The organism is Coleofasciculus sp. FACHB-1120, from assembly GCF_014698845.1.
GTDB lineage: Bacteria > Cyanobacteriota > Cyanobacteriia > Cyanobacteriales > FACHB-T130 > FACHB-T130.
In genome coordinates this window covers 43,550-59,993 of the sequence record NZ_JACJTV010000010.1, presented here as the reverse complement: position 1 = coordinate 59,993, position 16,444 = coordinate 43,550, and the positions used below count along the sequence as shown (strand labels likewise).

Here is a 16,444-nt window from a genome sequence, read left to right as displayed (position 1 = left end):
TAAAGTTTTGAGGGTTAAATTTTGATTCAACCCTCAAAACTCAAAACTCAAAACTTTACTGCAATTATCCATGCCTAAATATGTAATGTGGGGAAGCTATTGCGAGGATGTTTTAGAAAAGCGATCGCCTTATCGGCAAGCGCATCTAGACGGTCTTGCTGCCCAAAAAGAAGCGGGTGTTCTAATGACGATTGGGCCAACGAAGGACATCACGAAAGTCTTCGGTATCTATGAAGCGGAAGATGAAGCCGCCGTGCGCCAGTTGATTGAAGCTGACCCCTACTGGCAAAACGGCATCTGGACTGAATACGATGTCAAAGAGTGGATTCAAGCCCTCTAATTCCACTAATTAAGCGCATCTCAATGGGGTAGATTTACCAAAAACCGTCCTCAATTCCACCGTTCACGGCAATTGAGGAGGTTTCTTCCTCTCTATACCCAAGCGGAGCCAGTGGCATAACCACTGCCAGTTACCATTTCCGATAGAATCTGGAGCCTAAAATAAAGAAATTACCGTTAAATTGACCCTAGCAGAGAGGGTTCTGGTAGAAATCAGTAATAAAAAGCACGGTAAATTTTACAAACATGCTACCGGACTAGGGTTCTTTGCAAAGTCAAACAGACTTTAACAGAAGTCTTCTGGAGAGTCTGGCGTCGGCGAACAGGAGCCGTGAGAAGGTTGGAAATGACAGAATCCACGGATGAAGATAGCCAAAAGACAACACTGCGTCAAGCCCAAGCAGAGATGCTAGAAGCAGGCAAACAAGAGACTTTAGAAATCTTTAGCGAACTTTTAGAGCGGCTATGGGAACGCATCGTCGGTCTAATTGGCGAGACGGCGACGGTTGCCGTTTTTCGGAGTGCCCTTTTGGAAGCAAGCCGAGACCATCTGCTATGCCAAGAAATTACGATTGATAGCGGTGGAATTTACCTCGACCGACTGAAGAAAAATTTAGATACCTTGGAGCGAACAGAAGTCCGAGCCGGACTGATGGCTTTTACTGATAACGTAATGGCTCTACTGATCGATTTAACGGGTGGAATCCTGTTGCGGAAGGTGGAACCCCTCGTGCAGCAGTTAAAACAACAACTGGAAAAGGGCTGAGGGATGAGCAATATCAAACTAATACCGACAGGTGTGCCTAACTTAGATGCTGTAATGGGCGGAGGCATCCCTGTTTATTCGCTAAATATTGTTGCTGGACAACCGGGGACGGGTAAGACAATCCTGGTGCAGCAAATGCTCTTTAACCACATCCGAAATCACAGCACTGCCAAAGTTCTCTACCTCACGACCCTTTCTGAGCCAACGTTGAAGGTGGTGCGCTATATGCAGTGCTTCAGCTTCTTTGATGCAGAAGTGTTCGGGGAGCAGGTACTGTATCAGGATATCGGGCCTTTCATCCGCGAGCATTCCTTGCCCGAATTAGCCGACTATATCCTTACCAGCGTAGAAAAACACCAGCCGGAGATTCTGGCGATTGATTCCTTTAAAGCCATCCGCGATTTGTCGAATGAAGTTAGCGATTTTCGTCGCTTCTGTTATGACCTCTCCGTTCGTCTAGCGAGTGCGCGGTGTACCGCCTTTTTATTAGGGGAATATGACCGCTCGGATATTGGTGAAGGGGCAGAATTTGCAGTAGCTGATGGCATTATTTATCTAAACATTGCGCTCCAGGAAGGCGAACAGCAGCGTTTTCTTCAGGTATACAAAATGCGCGGTCGAGCGACAGAGATGGTGCCTTACCCGTTTGCGCTCACAGATGGGGGGGTGCAGGTTTTGGGTTCGATGCTCACCCTCAAACGTCGGGAGACAAGTTTGGAGAGGGAGAGTGAGTCGGTATCTACAGGGATTAAGGGACTAGACGACATTCTTCGGGGTGGCATTCCGCGAGGGCGCTCTATCCTCCTTTCCGGTGTCTCTGGAACGGGTAAGACGACGCTTGCCATGCAGTTTCTCGTGAATGGCGCTCATCAGGGAGAGAAGGGACTGCTGTTTTCTTTTGAGGAAACGCGCGATCGCTTATTTCGGATGGCAGAGGGTTTCGGCTGGAACCCTCAAGATTTGGAAGCAAAAGGCTTATTACGCATCATTTTTATTCCCCAAACAGAGATTCGAGTCGAGGAACACTTAGAGCGCATGGCGCAGGAAATTGCAAGTTTCCAGCCTTCGCGCTTTGTCATCGATTCCTTTTCTGTTTTCCTGCACAAAGTGAAAGATTTGGCAGTGCAACGGGAAAAAACATTCCAATTGTCTACGCTGGTGCAGCGGGTTGGTGCGGTGGGTTTCTTCATCTCCAACATTCCCGCAGGCGAAGTGAACCGCCTTTCTCGCTTTGGGGTGGAAGAAACTGTGGTGGATGGCACGATTGTCCTTTCCACAGACGTAAATGGTCTTCAGCGCAGACGCTACATTGAAGTTTACAAAATGCGAACCGCTGACCATGTACCGGGTCGCCACCGTATGGAAATCGGTCATCAGGGCATCGAGGTGTTATATCTGGCACCGACTGAGCAAAAAACTAGCAGAATGAAGACACCGCCACTGCTGGCTTTCTCCCCGTTAAACGCGATCGCGCGGGAAGGAGTTTTCTACGGTTCTGCTTGGTTGGTGCGGGGCGAACAGGGAGTCGGTAAGACGACGCTCGCCCAGCAGTTTGCCATTGAGGGATTGCAACGAGGGGAAAGCGCTCTTTTTATTGCTACAGAGGCTCCTAGCTACTTGCTACGCCAACAAATGGAAGTGTTCGGAGTTGAGATCGAGTCCTATTTGCGATCGCAACACCTGCGTATTTTAGATACTCATCCTTTCTCTAGGGAAGAATATATTGACCTGACTGATATGGAACGCTTTCTCTACGATATCGAGCGTCACCTACGGGCAATGCCCAAACCCTGTCGGTTGATTACAGATTCTCTCACCCCGCTTGCTGTCCAGTATGCTCCGGATGAGTTCATCACCTTCATCGAACGCAAGAACCGTCTGCTGCGGCAACTGGATGTGGCATTATTTGATACGATTCTCCCCAAAACACTCAATGAGAGCATTCTTTACAGCCTGCTCAATAGTTACGATGTTGTTCTGGATGTGTACGTTCCGAACTGGGGTGAGATGGGGCAGTCGGGGCAAGGTTTTCGGGTACTTCAAGCCCGTAAATCTAGAGGAACTCACGCTGACACCCGCCCCTATCCCTACACGATTCGCCAAGGCAAGGGCGTTAGCGTCCAAGAAGGATTCTACGGAGAAATTTAAATTTATATCGGGTGGCTTTCAGTAAGAGCGCCTTTTTCCGGGTAACGAGAAAGAGGGCTGGGAAGCCGTATACCAGTCCACCAACTCAATCAACTCGGTATGGGTAGAACCCCCCATTCTTGACGTAGTGTATCGACGAATACTACAAAACAGGGAACAATATCATTAGACAAGTTGACCAGGGTCAGTTTTTTCTGCGACAAAACCAATAAAAAGCCTTTGTAAACTCTCTCGGAAATCGCTAAGGGAGTATCTATCAGGATAAATATAGCAATACAGGGAGTTATTCCGTAAAGACAACGCCAAGGGTGTCAGCCAAATTCTGGGATTTTTGGCTGCATCTATTGCTAGCCATGATTTGTAGTACGTTTGCGGACTGGCGATCGCTTTGTGGGCATTAGTGAAGAGCGACCTTGACGCTGTTTTTTACTTGCCTTAGCGCCAACTGCTTGTAGCTCCGTTCCCCACCTTATAAATTTTTGCTGGAATTATAAAAATCCTCGTACTATGTTGAAAAAAATCGATGAGGAAGACCTCCTCCTAAAGATAGAACAATTAGAAATTCAGGATTATCGGGTTCTGCAACCCGTGGATGGCTTCGAGTTGAAGTATATAGAGTCCATGATGGAGCGACAGCGTTTGGTCAGTGCTTTGGAACAGCAGACACGGGAGTTGGAGGCGAGTCAGATGCGCTTCCGCACTTTGGAGATGCTGTACGAGCTTTTTTGGCAACTGGGTTACACCTTAAACTACGAAGAATTGGTGCGACTGATGTTGGCACACTTGTATCGTGCTGTGCCCCATGATGTCTCAGCTAGCATCTTGATGACTGAGGACTTGTGCCATGTTTTCATCCAACCGAATTGCACTCTCACGCCGGAAGTTCAGGAGGAAATTCAACAGCGGCTGCTCAAAACTTTTATTCGGATGAGGGGGAAAAATACCCCATTAGAGGCGGAGCAATGTCCGATTACAACCTTAGAGTCACAGGGGTTTGATGAAACGCGATCGCCAATTCGCAGTTTGGGTTCGTCTTTCCAAGTTCCGATTATCAATGCTGAAGGCAACCAAGTGGTGGGGCTGCTATTTGTAGCAGCTCAAGCAGAAGGAGCTTTTACGGAAGAGCAGGTACGATTGTTGTATACGGTGGCAAATCAGGCTTCGGTCTCAATGCAGCGGTTGCGATCGCTGCTAGCTGTCGAACAACAACATTTAGAGAGCTTGGTCGAAAATTTGCCGGAGGGCGTGCTACTCCTGGATGCCAATCAGCGGGTTGTTTTGGCGAACCAGGCGGCTTGGAAATATCTGGCACTCCTGCAAAACCAGAGTGCTACTCCTGACAATCTTGTGACTTCTTTAGGAGAGCAGTCTTTGGAGGTACTGCTACAAGCACCCAGCGAGGGGAAGTTTTGCCATGAGGTTGTGCTGGAGGGGGCACAGCGCCAGGTTTTTGAAGTCGTTGCTCAACCATTGATTGCCAAGGCGGGTTTAGGAACAAGCAATTGGGTGTTGGTGATTCGGGATGTGACAGAACGTCAACGAGTCGAGGAGACTTCCCGATTGCGCGATCGCGCGATCGCTGCTAGTAGTAATGGGATTGTTATCGTTGACGCCAGACTGCCCGATTTACCTGTTATCTACGTGAATCCGGCTTTTGAGCGGATCACGGGTTACACAGCGGCGGAAGTCACCGGACGAAATTGCCGTTTTCTGCAAGGAGAGGACACCAATCAACCGGCGTTACAGGAACTGCGGGCGGCGCTGCGGTTGGGAAAAACTTCGAGTGTTATTTTACGCAACTACCGTAAAGATGGCACCCATTTTTGGAATGAGTTAAATGTCTCGCCGATTTACAACAGCGAGGGCATTGTTACTCATTTTGTCGGCATTCAAATGGATATTACAGAGCGCAAGCAAGCGGAAGATCAACTGCTGCACAATGCGTTTTATGATGTTCTCACCGATTTGCCCAACCGAGCTTTGTTCATGGAGCGCTTGCATCGGGCGCTTGAGCGGGCTAAGCATTCTGAGAATTATTTATTTGCTGTCCTGTTTTTGGATCTTGACCGATTTAAAAATGTCAATGACAGTCTTGGGCATATTGTCGGCGACCAAATGCTGATTGCGATCGCTAAACGCTTAGAAAAAAGCCTTCGCCACGGCGATACGGTAGCGCGTCTGGGTGGAGATGAATTTGCAATTTTGCTGGAAAATATCAATGGCATCGGTGATGCTACCCATGTTGCCGATCGCATCCATCAAGAACTGACCTTGCCGTTAAATTTAGACGGGCATGAAGTCTTTTCCACCGCCAGTATTGGCATTGCTGTAGGGGCGGGATCTTCTGGCTCTGACTATGGGGGTTATGACCACCCAGAGGATCTCCTGCGCGATGCCGATATTGCCATGTATCGAGCAAAGGCGCTGGGGAAAGCTCGTTATGAGGTCTTTGATAAAAATATGCACGCCCGTGCAGTAGCTCTGCTTCAGTTAGAAACCGATTTGCAACGAGCAATTGAACGGGGGGAGTTTTTACTTCACTATCAACCGATTGTCTGTCTAAAAACGAATCAGATTGTTAGTTTTGAAGCGCTGTTACGTTGGCAACATCCAGAACGAGGTTTTGTTTCTCCAGGAGAGTTTATTCCGGTTGCAGAAGAAACCGGATTAATTACTCGGATTGGCTGGTGGGTACTGCGCGAAGCTTGTGCCAAATTGCACGAATGGCAGACGCAATTTCCGAGTTCCATTCCTTTGAGTATTAGCGTGAATCTTTCGGGTAAACAGTTTTCTCAGCCCGATTTAGTGGAACGTATCGCTGAGATTTTTGCGGAAACAGGAGTGGATGCTAGCAGTTTAAAGCTAGAGATTACCGAAAGCGCGATTATGGAAAATGTGGAATCCGCATCGGCGATGCTTTGGCGACTAAGAAAGCTGGGCGTTCAGTTGTATATGGATGACTTCGGGACGGGTTATTCATCCTTAAGTTACTTGCGTCGTTTCCCCATCGATAAGCTAAAAATTGACCGCTCCTTCGTCAGTCAGATGGCAGTGGATAATGAAAGCTTAGAGATTGTTCGGACAATCGTGATGCTGGCTCACAATTTGGGAATGAATGCGATCGCAGAGGGTGTGGAAACCGTAGAGCAACTTGCTCAACTGCGATCGCTGCAATGCGAATACGCGCAAGGATATTTCTTCTCTAAGCCTGTTGATGCTGACACAGCGCGATCGCTCATCGCCAGCTAAAACACTCATTTATTTATCCAACTCGCAAGTCTGGAATTGACTGATTTCTGACAACTCGATTTTGGCTATTTGAAGATAAGTGTTTGGAAGACTTGCCGAGAGAAATCAGCATCGGGAAGAAGGCTAGATTAGATTATTGTGCCGTATTTGGTTCGACTGAAAATCGTTAGCGATTACTCGGAGAAGGTTCTAACTAGTCACTGCTAAAATATTCGGAGATTCTGGGTGCAGCAATCCTGTCAAAAGCGACGCCGGACGCTGGCTGTAAGGCCAAGCAAAGGCATGGCGGAAAGCTGCCTCCTGACAAGCTTGCAACTGTTCAAAATCAATAATGTCCAGTGTCAGCAGATTTTCATATTCAAAGGGCAGACGTACATTATGTAACCCAGCATTATCGGTGCAGATGGCAATATCTACACCCGCTTCAAAACAGCGGTCAAATACCCGTTTGAGTTGACGCATATCTTCCAGCGTGCCTGTTTTTAGGTACGTGGTGGGGCATACTTCCAAACACTGATTTTGTTGAGCCAATTGTGGCAATAATTCTGGGTATAGGAGGGGAATCTGGATGCCATGACCGATTCGCATCAGATAGGGCAGCAGTTCCGGATAACAGCCAGAAGGCGTTTCGTAGAGATGACCTGTAGTTTTGACGCCGAGCGATCGCGCATCTTTGTACAATTGGACAAACTCATCTAGACGCTCGGAAATTTGGGCATCTCCTCCCGCCATGTCCACGGCGCAGACATACTCTTTTTTCTGTGCTGCCAAATCAACAATCGCCCGGTTTACCTCATAAGGTAGCCGCGAGTGCATACACAGAATTTGGCTAGTAACAATCGGATACTCAGGCACCCGGCTAGCGTTACCGACAATATCCACAATTGTCGCCATTTGGTCAATTCGTTCTGATTGGCTTAAATGCTCAGACGTTCGCAGATACGGTGTATATCGCAACTCCAAATAAGCCAAATTCTCAAAGATATAAGCACCCCGAATCAGCCGATAGATGAAGTAGGGCAAAGTTTCTGCCGTTTGCGTACTTTCCACCAGCGTATGTAATTCTAAATACTCATCTAGCGTATTGCGGGGTCGTGTATAAAATTCTTCAAACTCTGGATAGTTCGGAAATCGTTGAGCCAGTTCAGAATCGCTGCGATGGAAATACCGCCAAAGAATACGAGGCACAACAGAACCGCCAAGATGGCGATGTAATTCAGCATATAAAGACACAGGAACCTCTTGCCAGTAGTTGTGGAGTTGTTATCTTGTTCGTTGCTAGGGGTGCGTGGTGCGCCCCTTTATAGATGTGAAGCTGCGAATTGTTAACCTGAAGTTGACAGCGGTAGCACCATCTGTTAATAATTGTAATTTGTGAAAACTCTAGCTCTTTTAATAAACCCTTGGCTAACGTAGTTGTGATCGGTGCCCAGTGGGGCGATGAAGGCAAAGGTAAGATAACTGATTTACTTAGCAAATCAGCGGATGTCGTAGTACGTTACCAAGGGGGTGTCAATGCTGGGCACACCGTTGTGGTGGAGGAGCAGACCTTTAAACTGCACCTGATTCCGTCTGGAATTTTATATCCTGACACCGAGTGCATTATTGGTTGTGGAACGGTTATCGATCCGCAGGTTCTGATTGAAGAGCTGGATCAATTAGAAGCTCTGAAGATATCCACCCGCAATCTACTGATCTCTCAGAATGCCCACGTCACAATGCCTTATCACAGGTTAATTGACCAGGCATCCGAGGAGCGACGCGGTAGCTATAAAATCGGTACGACCGGACGCGGTATTGGCCCTACTTATGCAGATAAGTCGGAGCGAACTGGGATTCGGGTCTTAGACTTGATGGATACCGAGGGGTTGCGCGAACAGGTGCGATGGACGATCGATTATAAAAACGTCATTTTAGAAAAGCTTTACAACTTACCGCCCTTGGATGCAGAAAGCGTGATCGAGCAGTACCTGGGGTACGCCGAGCGTTTGCGTCCGCACATCGTGGACAGTTCCTTAAAGATTTACGACGCGATTGGGCGACGACGCAATGTTTTGTTTGAGGGTGCCCAAGGAACGCTCTTAGACTTGGATCACGGAACCTATCCTTATGTTACCTCCTCAAACCCAGTCGCTGGGGGAGCTTGCGTGGGTGCTGGGGTAGGGCCAACGATGATCGACCGCGTGATTGGAGTAGCCAAAGCATACACGACGCGGGTAGGAGAAGGGCCGTTTCCCACCGAACAGAATGGCAGCGTCGGAGAAATGTTGTGCGATCGCGGGGCGGAATTTGGCACCACGACAGGGCGCAAGCGCCGCTGTGGCTGGTTTGATGCAGTAATCGGTCGTTATGCTGTGCGGATTAACGGTCTCGATTGTCTCGCGATCACCAAACTAGATGTTCTCGACGAACTAGAGGAAATTAACGTCTGCGTCGCCTACGAAATTGATGGCGATCGCACCCAAGATTTCCCCACGAACTCTCGGCAATTCTCCCGCTGTCAGCCGATCTACAAAACTCTGCCCGGATGGAAACAATCCACTGCTGACTGTCGTACCCTGGAAGACTTACCCCAGCAGGCGTTGGATTATCTCAAGTTCCTGGCAGAGTTGATGGATGTCCCAATTGCAATCGTCTCCCTCGGTGCCAGCCGCGATCAAACGATTATAGTAGAAGATCCGATCCACGGTCCCAAGCGGGCGCTATTGCACGCCAACGGCACGCCGGTAACATCACATCGGTAATCGGAAAGTGTTGAGTGTTGGATTGAGTATTTTTTACTCAAAATTCAAAACTCAAAACTCTCTATCTCCCACCTTACGCCGGTAACATCACATCGGTAATTGGAAAGTGTTGAGTATTGAATGTTGAATTGAGTATTTTTTACGCAAAATTCAAAACTCAAAACTCAAAACTCTCTATCTACCACCTTCTCACTATTAGCAACTCACAAACAACGAAGATGGATCATACAGTTGAATGTCAAAAGCGCCCTGAAGGGAGCAAGCCGAATGCCCTTCGTCGCAGTGGATTAGTTCCAGCCGTTTTATACGGGCACAAAGGAACTGAATCCGTTGAGCTGACTTTGGAAGCCAAAAAAGCTGAAACTTTACTCAAAGGTGCCTCCGTTAATAACACCTTGATTCAGCTCAACATTCCTGACATTTCTTGGAGTGGTAAAACACTGCTCAAAGAAGTACAGACGCATCCTTGGAAAAGAACCTCCCTGTATCACCTCAGCTTTTTTGCAGTCGCGGCTCATGGCGACCTTGATGTGCAAGTTCCCCTGCATTATGTGGGAGAAGCCTATGGTGTTAAACAAGAGGGCGGCGTATTAGACCCCGTACTCACTGAACTTCAGGTGCGGTGTGCGCCTGAAAGCATCCCAGAATCCATTGAGATAGATGTCTCTAATTTGCACATTGGAGATAAACTGCATCTCGGCGAACTCGTTTTGCCGCAAGGAGTAACAGCCCTTGGTGAGCCAGATCAAGTGACTGTAAGTGTCCTCCAGCCTCGCGTCGAGGTTGAAGCTGAAGAAACTGAGGAGTCGGAAACTGAATCCGAAGCATGAGGCAATGGCTTTTCGCCAGTTTGTTTCTCATTGCCTTGAAGACCAGGGGTTAAGCCCCTGGCTTTTTTTTAACCACAAAGACGCATCCGCGCCGCTTTGCGAACGCGAATGCGCCAGAGGGATGCGCGTCAGCCCTATAGAATGCAAAGAAATAGAACGCAAACGCAAAAAATATGACAGAAGCTTCTTTTCCTCCTTTAATTCAGCAGATGTTGCAGCCCAGTTTTTATCCTCATCCGGTGACGCAACCCATTGAGCTGATTCAGACACACGTTTCTTATGTGTTGTTGACGGGTGATTTGGTTTATAAAGTTAAAAAGCCGATGAATTTTGGCTTTTTAAACTATTCAACGTTAGAGCTAAGGCAGCATTTTTGTAATGAAGAGATCCGGCTGAATCAGCGCGGTGCATCGGAAATTTATTTAGAAATTTTGCCGATTACTCAGATAGGCGATCAATTTCATCTAAATGGCACGGGTGAGCCGGTGGAATATGTGCTGAAAATGCGTCAGTTTCCCCAAGATGGCTTATTCAGCAATCTGTTTGAGCAAGACTTGCTGACGGAAAAACTCATGGAGGATTTGGGACGGGTTGTTGCCAAATTCCATGAAAAAGCCCACACAGATGACTATATTCGTAAATTTGGTGAAGTGGCTCAAATTCGGGATGCCATTGATGAAAATTATCGGCAAACTGAAAATTATATTGGTGGACCGCAAACTCAGGAACATTACGAGGAAACCAGGCAGTATACAGACTCTTTCTTTGCTGATAGAGAGAAGTTATTTAAAAGCAGAATTCAAAATAATTGGATTCGGGAATGCCACGGGGATTTGCATCTGAGAAATATTTGCCTCTGGCAAGACAAGATTCTGCTATTTGATTGCATTGAATTTAACGAGCCGTTTCGCTTTGTCGATGTCATGTTCGACATTGCCTATGCAGTGATGGATATGGATGCGCGATCGCGTCCAGACCTTGGCAATGCCTATTTGAATACTTATGTCGAGCAGATGGGAGATTGGGAGGGGTTGCAGGTGTTGCCGTTGTACTTGAGCCGTCAAGCTTATGTACGAGCGAAGGTGACTTCTTTCTTGTTGGACGATCCGGCTGTTCCCGCAGCGGATAAGGAAAAAGCCGCCGCCACTGCTGCCCAATATTACCAACTAGCGTGGGAATACACGCGATCGCCGTCCCCGGCGTATGCCACTATTAGTGGCTCCTCGCCGTCTCCGGCGTATGCCGCTGTCAGTGGCTCCTCGCGCCAAGGAAAGCTGTTTTTGATGTCGGGTCTATCGGGTTCTGGGAAGAGTACGGTAGCGCGACTCCAGGCGCGGCGCTTGGGGGCAATTCACATCCGTTCGGATGCGCTGCGGAAACATTTAGGCGGCGTTCCCTTGGAACAACCAGGGGGGGCAGACCTTTATTCCGATGAGATGACTCAGAAGACTTACAGCCGGTTGTTGGAATTGGGGATAATGCTGACAAGCCAGGGTTGGTCGGTGATTTTGGATGCGAAGTACGACCGGCAGAAGTTGAGAGAAGATGCGATCGCGCAAGCCACAGCTCACCAAATCCCTTTGCAAATCCTCCACTGCACGGCACCGATGGAAGTTTGCCAGGAGCGTCTCTCCTCCCGTACTGGTGATATCTCTGATGCTACCGTTGACCTATTGGCGAAGCAACAAGCCGCTGCTGAACCTTTTAGCCAATCGGAACAAGCTTATGTGAAAACTTTAGACACGACTCAAGATTGGGAGTCACAATTAAATAGCTAATTGAAAAGTGGCTAATTGAAGGATTCAACCACATTTCGATTAGCCACTCTTCGATTAACCAGACACTTATGACGAACAAAGGCACTGGGTTCAGATCCCTAGGACTCTCCAATGGGTTCTCCGCTGGGTTGAAGTACTGGTTGTTTTTTCTGATTGGCTTTGTAATGCTGGGGTATCGGGTTCCCTTGAGCATCTTTCTGGGGGCGGTTGGGGGTTTCGCGGGGGCATGGGTGGTTGCCTGGTCAAAAGCCAAAGATGAACCCCGACAGCTACGCTCAGAGGAGAAGAAAGAAGGTTCCAATGGGCGGAATCGGAATAATTCGGCAAGCAGAAAACGCTATGGTAAACCCAAAAAACAATATCGTAGCTTAAGTGGTCGTCGCGACCGGGGCAGCCAAGGAAATAACCAACAAAACACTACAGCCTACAACACAGAAGATAACCAGGAAGACAACACAGAAGATAATCAGGAAGAATAATCCTGCTAGGGATGCAAAGTAGAGGCGCAAAAGGGGAGACAGGAAGTTATCCGCTTTTAGATTTTGGATTTTAGATTTTGGCTTGTACAAGTCTTGTCCGTAGACACGCCTAGGCATTGATTTTTAGCGGCTTTAAGGTGAAATGGTATAGCAATTACTAATTACCTTGTTCTATGTTTTTATTTCTCTCAAAACTGCTACCGCTATTTATCTATCCTTTGGGTCTTGCCTGCGTGCTGATGATTGTGGCGCTGGTATTGCTGTGGAAACGCCCTCGTTGGGCAGGGGTGCCGATTGTTCTAGCATTGATTGCCTTGCTGGCGGGCAGTAATGGCTGGGTGGAGAACTCGTTATTGCGATCGCTAGAATGGCAAAATCTCCCACCGGCAGAACTCCCAACTGCTGAGGCGATTGTTATCTTGGGCGGTGCCACGAAATCGGCTTCGCCGCCGCGACCGAGTGTAGATTTGAGCGAAGAAGGCGATCGCGTCTTCTATGGTGCCCAGTTATACCGCGAAGGCAAAGCTCCTCTCGTGATTGCTAGCGGCGGACGTATCGACTGGCGGGGCAGTGGGGCACCCGAATCTGGGGATATGGCTGTAATTTTAGAAACATTAGGCGTCCCTAAATCTGCCATTCTTCAAGATCCTAGCTCTTTGAACACTTATGAAAATGCGGTGAATGTGCGGCAAATTTTAGAAAAGCAAGGGATTCGCCGCGTATTATTAGTTACTTCGGCAATGCATATGCCGCGATCGCTCTTGATTTTCAAGCGTCAGGGAATTCAAGCGATCCCTGCCCCCACCGACTTTTTGGTGACAGAAGCAGACCTTCTCGAATCCAACAGGAGCCTGCAAGCTCGAATCCTGAATGCTTTACCAGATGCCGAGCGGTTACACAGGTCAACCAGAGCGTTAAAAGAATACATTGGAACAGGGATCTATCGCCTTAAAGGCTGGCTTTAAAAAGTTTAGACAGTAGTTTGAAGCGATTATTTTTCCTACCTTCAACCTTCCAACCTTCAAAAATGCCAAAAGAATTCCCACACTTTATTCCAGCACCTCCACCCGTAGCGGACATCTTTGCCACCTACCAAATGACTCATGACTTTTACCGGGAAGCCGAGTACCGAAAGGAACTTGAGCGTTACTGTCAGTGGTATCAAATGACAGCGGAAGCTAACCGGCAAGAGTTGCAGAGAATGCGGGGTGACATCAATATATTCGGCTGGTTTAATCGCGGTAGGCAATGATAGTCAATGGCTGATGGTCAATGGTTCATGGTCAATGGCTCATGGCTAATCGCGAATATGAGCCATTGACCATCAGCCTAATTTAGAGTTTCTAGCTCATCCTCGCGGAAGTGACCTTTAAATTTTTTGTCAAACTGGACAAAAACTGGAAGGTTGGCGCTGACGGGTCTGCCTTGCCATTCGTGAACGATTGCGACCACTTCTCCTTCCCGATCCTTGACATCAAAAGGCTTACCCTTATTTTCAGGATGGTGGTAAACAATCACAGATTTGATAACGCGGACGCGATCGCCTACTTTCATTTCTTGATCTCCGGTTGGGTATCTGAGTCAAACTGGTGCAGCCTTCTTTTGAGGAATAACTGCTTCCACCAAGCGTGAGCTGGGAGCATTGCCTATCAAGACGCTTGGCTCTTACCAGTACCCAAGCATTGTGCTATTTTAAACAACCTTAATATTCTTGCACAGGACGGTAACTTCCTCTTTATGGACTTGGAGGGGGTACTGACGGAACTGGCGACGCTGAATTTTCGGGAGGGGGCGGCACTTGTGTGGATGGAGATGGAGAGTTCAGCGGTGATGGTGGCACAGTCGACGCGGGAGATGGAGCTTCGGGGACTGGAACGGGCAATGATGTGGGGTTGAATAAGCGATCGCGCATTTGCTGGAATCCTTGAGGATTGTATTTCCACCAGGCATATAACCCAGCCGCACTACCCCCCATCAGCAGCAACAAGACTCCTACTGCCACGACCAACCCTTTCCCTCGGCGCAGTTGATTTGGCTTTGCCGGAACGATCTGAACCGGCACCGCTTCCACATACTTCACGTCTTCAGCTTCGGGTTGCAGGCTGGGTCTTGGCATCAAGCTGAGATTCTCGATCTCGCCAAAATTCAGTAGCACCGGATACTCTGGGGAAATGCGGCAGTAAGTAATCACAACTGAAGTATTATCGTGACCGTTCTTCTGATTCGCTAAGTCAATCCAGGACTGGACTGCCGCCTCCAGGGGGATTTTAGCCTGAAGCACCGGCTCTACATAATCTGCCCAAGAACGCTCAACCCAGTTATTGTCGCTCAGACCATCAGAACACAGCAGCAGCAGTCCGTCTTCTTCCACAATGAAGCGTTGCACATTCGGACGAAGAAACTCGGCATCCCTCGTGCCTAGCGCTTGGGTGAGCGCCCCGGCATCGGGGCGCTGTAATGCCTCGCGGTAGAGACTGCGCCCCATTCGCACTTCCCTAGCAGCAACGTCATCGTCTACTGTCAGCAGCTGGCAGGAATGGGGGGTAATCCAGTAGGCGCGGCTATCTCCAACATGGGCGATATAGAGTTCGTGGGCATTCCCTAAACCAGAGTTAGCCGTCGCCACCTTCTGGGGCAGCTGGAGAGCCATCACCAGCGTCGTTCCCATCCGTCGTCTGGACTCTCGTCCTTGTTCGTCATTGCGGGCACAAATAAGGTTATTGACTACCCGGATACTTGCTGCAAGTTGCTCTTTCACCAGGTCTGGCGGCACGATTTCCGTTTGCTCTGCCACTTCCGCCAAAAGCGCCCGCACTTGCAGTTTCAGGGATTGTACTGCTAGCTGGCTGGCAACTTCTCCACCTTCATGACCGCCAATCCCGTCGCAAACGATGCTCAAGTGGGGAATCAGTGGGTCAGTTGTTTGGGTGAAGTCTGCGGCTAGTAAATCCCGGGCGGTGGGATAGCAGCTATCTTCGTTGTGGTCGTGTTGGGGACCCGTATCAGTGGCACCGGCAACCCGCAAGCGCAAGGGGAGTTCCGCTGCCTGCTCCAGTAATAGCTGATTTAGCCGTTCAGCGATCGCGTTTTCGGTCACATCTTTGGCTTGCATCAGTTCGCAAATTTCTAAAAGTGGCGTCACCGCTGATGCCTGGATTAATCGGCACCAACTCGCGATAACCAGACCCAGATCCCGGAAACTTGGCTCAAACCCCGCGACCATTTGTTCCCCGGTCGGTTCCGCTAAGGCGTGAGAAGCAAAAGGCTCAAGGCTCAATGTGAGCGGCAGAAATTTTTTCTCCTCTTGCCGACTTCCTCCGCCTTGCCTGCGGTCGGAGACGCCATTCCCGTTGCTTGTATGAGCAACTTCAATATCGGGTTCGCTGACGGGATCGGCGTAAAGTTCCAACAGCCGTAGCCGCCACCCTTCTACTCGGAGATTGTCCGCAGCTAAAAGGCTAGAAGCTACCCCCAGTTCCGCCAGTGGCGTCCAAAGTTCCAGAATTTGCCACAGCCAGTAAATCTGGCGGACTGCCGATGCTTGGGGCAAAACATCTAAAATGGAAGGAAATAGCTTGCCTGTAGCATCCATCGGGACATTTTCCAGCAACAGAATCTCAGCCTGGGAGGGAGGATTTCCTACCGCTGCATATCCATAAACTTCGGGGAGATGAAACCGCTGGGGAGACAAGCGTAGGTAAGGGTAAAGATTATCCGGGAACTGTTCGGGGATCTGAGGCGGCAGTGTTGGTTGAGTATCAAGCCAAATCTGAGGTGCAACAACTTGATATCTGTCTTGCACCAATTCTCCGACCGGGATCGTTGCAGCAACTGAGCCAGTTGCCCAAAGATAGCGATCGCTCTTCAACTGGGAACTGTTCATAAACCGAAATTTTTATAAAAAAGCTTCCAAGAGATTCTTAAGGAAAAATTCCACTGGGTTCTGGGAAATTTATAGATGAAATGTTGTAGTAAACAAACAGGCAAGATGCCTTCCCAATCCTAACTGGCTTTCATTGGAATAGTTCATCTTACCTTGATAACTATCCTTACCGGGATATCAAGAAGGGATTGAGTTTTATGACGATTTGGTTTCTAGCAGGGTTGTTTG

13 protein-coding genes are annotated in these 16,444 nt (G+C 48.6%); 10 read left to right on the top strand and 3 right to left on the bottom strand.

Going from position 1 to position 16,444, the window contains the following annotated elements; all coding sequences use genetic code 11:
• Positions 1–70: 70 nt before the first annotated feature.
• The 4 genes from H6H02_RS11760 to H6H02_RS11745 all read left to right on the top strand — a co-directional run bounded on the left by H6H02_RS11760 (position 71) and on the right by H6H02_RS11745 (position 6,502).
• Positions 71–340, top strand: a complete 270-nt coding sequence (locus H6H02_RS11760) for a YciI family protein (RefSeq protein ID WP_190817804.1) — start codon at positions 71–73, stop codon at positions 338–340.
• A 345-nt stretch (positions 341–685) separates the two neighbouring features.
• Positions 686–1,105, top strand: coding sequence for a hypothetical protein (locus tag H6H02_RS11755; protein ID WP_190817802.1), 420 nt, complete (start codon positions 686–688; stop codon positions 1,103–1,105).
• A gap of 3 nt (positions 1,106–1,108) precedes the next feature.
• A complete protein-coding gene (locus tag H6H02_RS11750; RefSeq protein WP_190817800.1) occupies positions 1,109–3,253 on the top strand; it encodes an ATPase domain-containing protein in 2,145 nt (714 codons plus the stop codon).
• A 507-nt stretch (positions 3,254–3,760) separates the two neighbouring features.
• On the top strand, positions 3,761–6,502 hold the full coding sequence (locus H6H02_RS11745) for an EAL domain-containing protein (protein WP_242040675.1): 2,742 nt from the start codon (positions 3,761–3,763) through the stop codon (positions 6,500–6,502).
• A gap of 189 nt (positions 6,503–6,691) precedes the next feature.
• Here H6H02_RS11745 and H6H02_RS11740 read toward each other — a convergent pair whose 3' ends face one another.
• Positions 6,692–7,735 (bottom strand): adenosine deaminase, encoded by a 1,044-nt coding sequence (locus H6H02_RS11740; RefSeq protein ID WP_190817798.1) that lies wholly within the window; start codon positions 7,733–7,735, stop codon positions 6,692–6,694.
• A 170-nt stretch (positions 7,736–7,905) separates the two neighbouring features.
• On the opposite strand from H6H02_RS11740, the gene H6H02_RS11735 reads away from it, so the two are divergent.
• The 6 genes from H6H02_RS11735 to H6H02_RS11710 all read left to right on the top strand — a co-directional run bounded on the left by H6H02_RS11735 (position 7,906) and on the right by H6H02_RS11710 (position 13,585).
• Positions 7,906–9,246, top strand: a complete 1,341-nt coding sequence (locus tag H6H02_RS11735; RefSeq protein WP_190817796.1) for an adenylosuccinate synthase — start codon at positions 7,906–7,908, stop codon at positions 9,244–9,246.
• Between the two features lie 218 nt (positions 9,247–9,464).
• Positions 9,465–10,076 carry a 50S ribosomal protein L25/general stress protein Ctc gene (locus tag H6H02_RS11730; RefSeq protein ID WP_190817794.1) on the top strand — a complete coding sequence of 204 codons (612 nt, stop codon included), beginning with the start codon at positions 9,465–9,467 and terminating at the stop codon, positions 10,074–10,076.
• Between the two features lie 173 nt (positions 10,077–10,249).
• Positions 10,250–11,854, top strand: a complete 1,605-nt coding sequence (locus H6H02_RS11725; RefSeq protein WP_190817792.1) for an AAA family ATPase — start codon at positions 10,250–10,252, stop codon at positions 11,852–11,854.
• Positions 11,855–11,922: 68 nt separating this feature from the next.
• Positions 11,923–12,333: a hypothetical protein gene (locus tag H6H02_RS11720; protein ID WP_190817790.1), complete on the top strand. Its 411-nt coding sequence runs from the start codon at positions 11,923–11,925 to the stop codon at positions 12,331–12,333.
• 173 nt (positions 12,334–12,506) lie between these two features.
• On the top strand, positions 12,507–13,298 hold the full coding sequence (locus tag H6H02_RS11715) for a YdcF family protein (RefSeq protein WP_190817788.1): 792 nt from the start codon (positions 12,507–12,509) through the stop codon (positions 13,296–13,298).
• 62 nt (positions 13,299–13,360) lie between these two features.
• The gene (locus tag H6H02_RS11710; RefSeq protein WP_190817786.1) at positions 13,361–13,585 is read left to right on the top strand and encodes a hypothetical protein; all 225 of its coding nucleotides are present in this window, start codon (positions 13,361–13,363) and stop codon (positions 13,583–13,585) included.
• A 77-nt stretch (positions 13,586–13,662) separates the two neighbouring features.
• On the opposite strand, the gene H6H02_RS11705 is transcribed toward H6H02_RS11710, so the two are convergent.
• Positions 13,663–13,887 (bottom strand): ferredoxin-thioredoxin reductase variable chain, encoded by a 225-nt coding sequence (locus H6H02_RS11705; RefSeq protein ID WP_190817783.1) that lies wholly within the window; start codon positions 13,885–13,887, stop codon positions 13,663–13,665.
• A 181-nt stretch (positions 13,888–14,068) separates the two neighbouring features.
• Positions 14,069–16,216 carry a protein phosphatase 2C domain-containing protein gene (locus H6H02_RS11700; RefSeq protein ID WP_242040674.1) on the bottom strand — a complete coding sequence of 716 codons (2,148 nt, stop codon included), beginning with the start codon at positions 16,214–16,216 and terminating at the stop codon, positions 14,069–14,071.
• Positions 16,217–16,444: the final 228 nt, after the last annotated feature.

Coding starts and splice junctions, on each gene's coding strand:
- H6H02_RS11760 (WP_190817804.1), top strand. CDS start 71: ATGCCTAAATATGTAATGTGGGGAAGCTATTGCGAGGATGTTTTAGAA.
- H6H02_RS11755 (WP_190817802.1), top strand. CDS start 686: ATGACAGAATCCACGGATGAAGATAGCCAAAAGACAACACTGCGTCAA.
- H6H02_RS11750 (WP_190817800.1), top strand. CDS start 1,109: ATGAGCAATATCAAACTAATACCGACAGGTGTGCCTAACTTAGATGCT.
- H6H02_RS11745 (WP_242040675.1), top strand. CDS start 3,761: ATGTTGAAAAAAATCGATGAGGAAGACCTCCTCCTAAAGATAGAACAA.
- H6H02_RS11730 (WP_190817794.1), top strand. CDS start 9,465: ATGGATCATACAGTTGAATGTCAAAAGCGCCCTGAAGGGAGCAAGCCG.
- H6H02_RS11725 (WP_190817792.1), top strand. CDS start 10,250: ATGACAGAAGCTTCTTTTCCTCCTTTAATTCAGCAGATGTTGCAGCCC.
- H6H02_RS11720 (WP_190817790.1), top strand. CDS start 11,923: ATGACGAACAAAGGCACTGGGTTCAGATCCCTAGGACTCTCCAATGGG.
- H6H02_RS11715 (WP_190817788.1), top strand. CDS start 12,507: ATGTTTTTATTTCTCTCAAAACTGCTACCGCTATTTATCTATCCTTTG.
- H6H02_RS11710 (WP_190817786.1), top strand. CDS start 13,361: ATGCCAAAAGAATTCCCACACTTTATTCCAGCACCTCCACCCGTAGCG.
- H6H02_RS11705 (WP_190817783.1), bottom strand. CDS start 13,887: ATGAAAGTAGGCGATCGCGTCCGCGTTATCAAATCTGTGATTGTTTAC.
- H6H02_RS11700 (WP_242040674.1), bottom strand. CDS start 16,216: ATGAACAGTTCCCAGTTGAAGAGCGATCGCTATCTTTGGGCAACTGGC.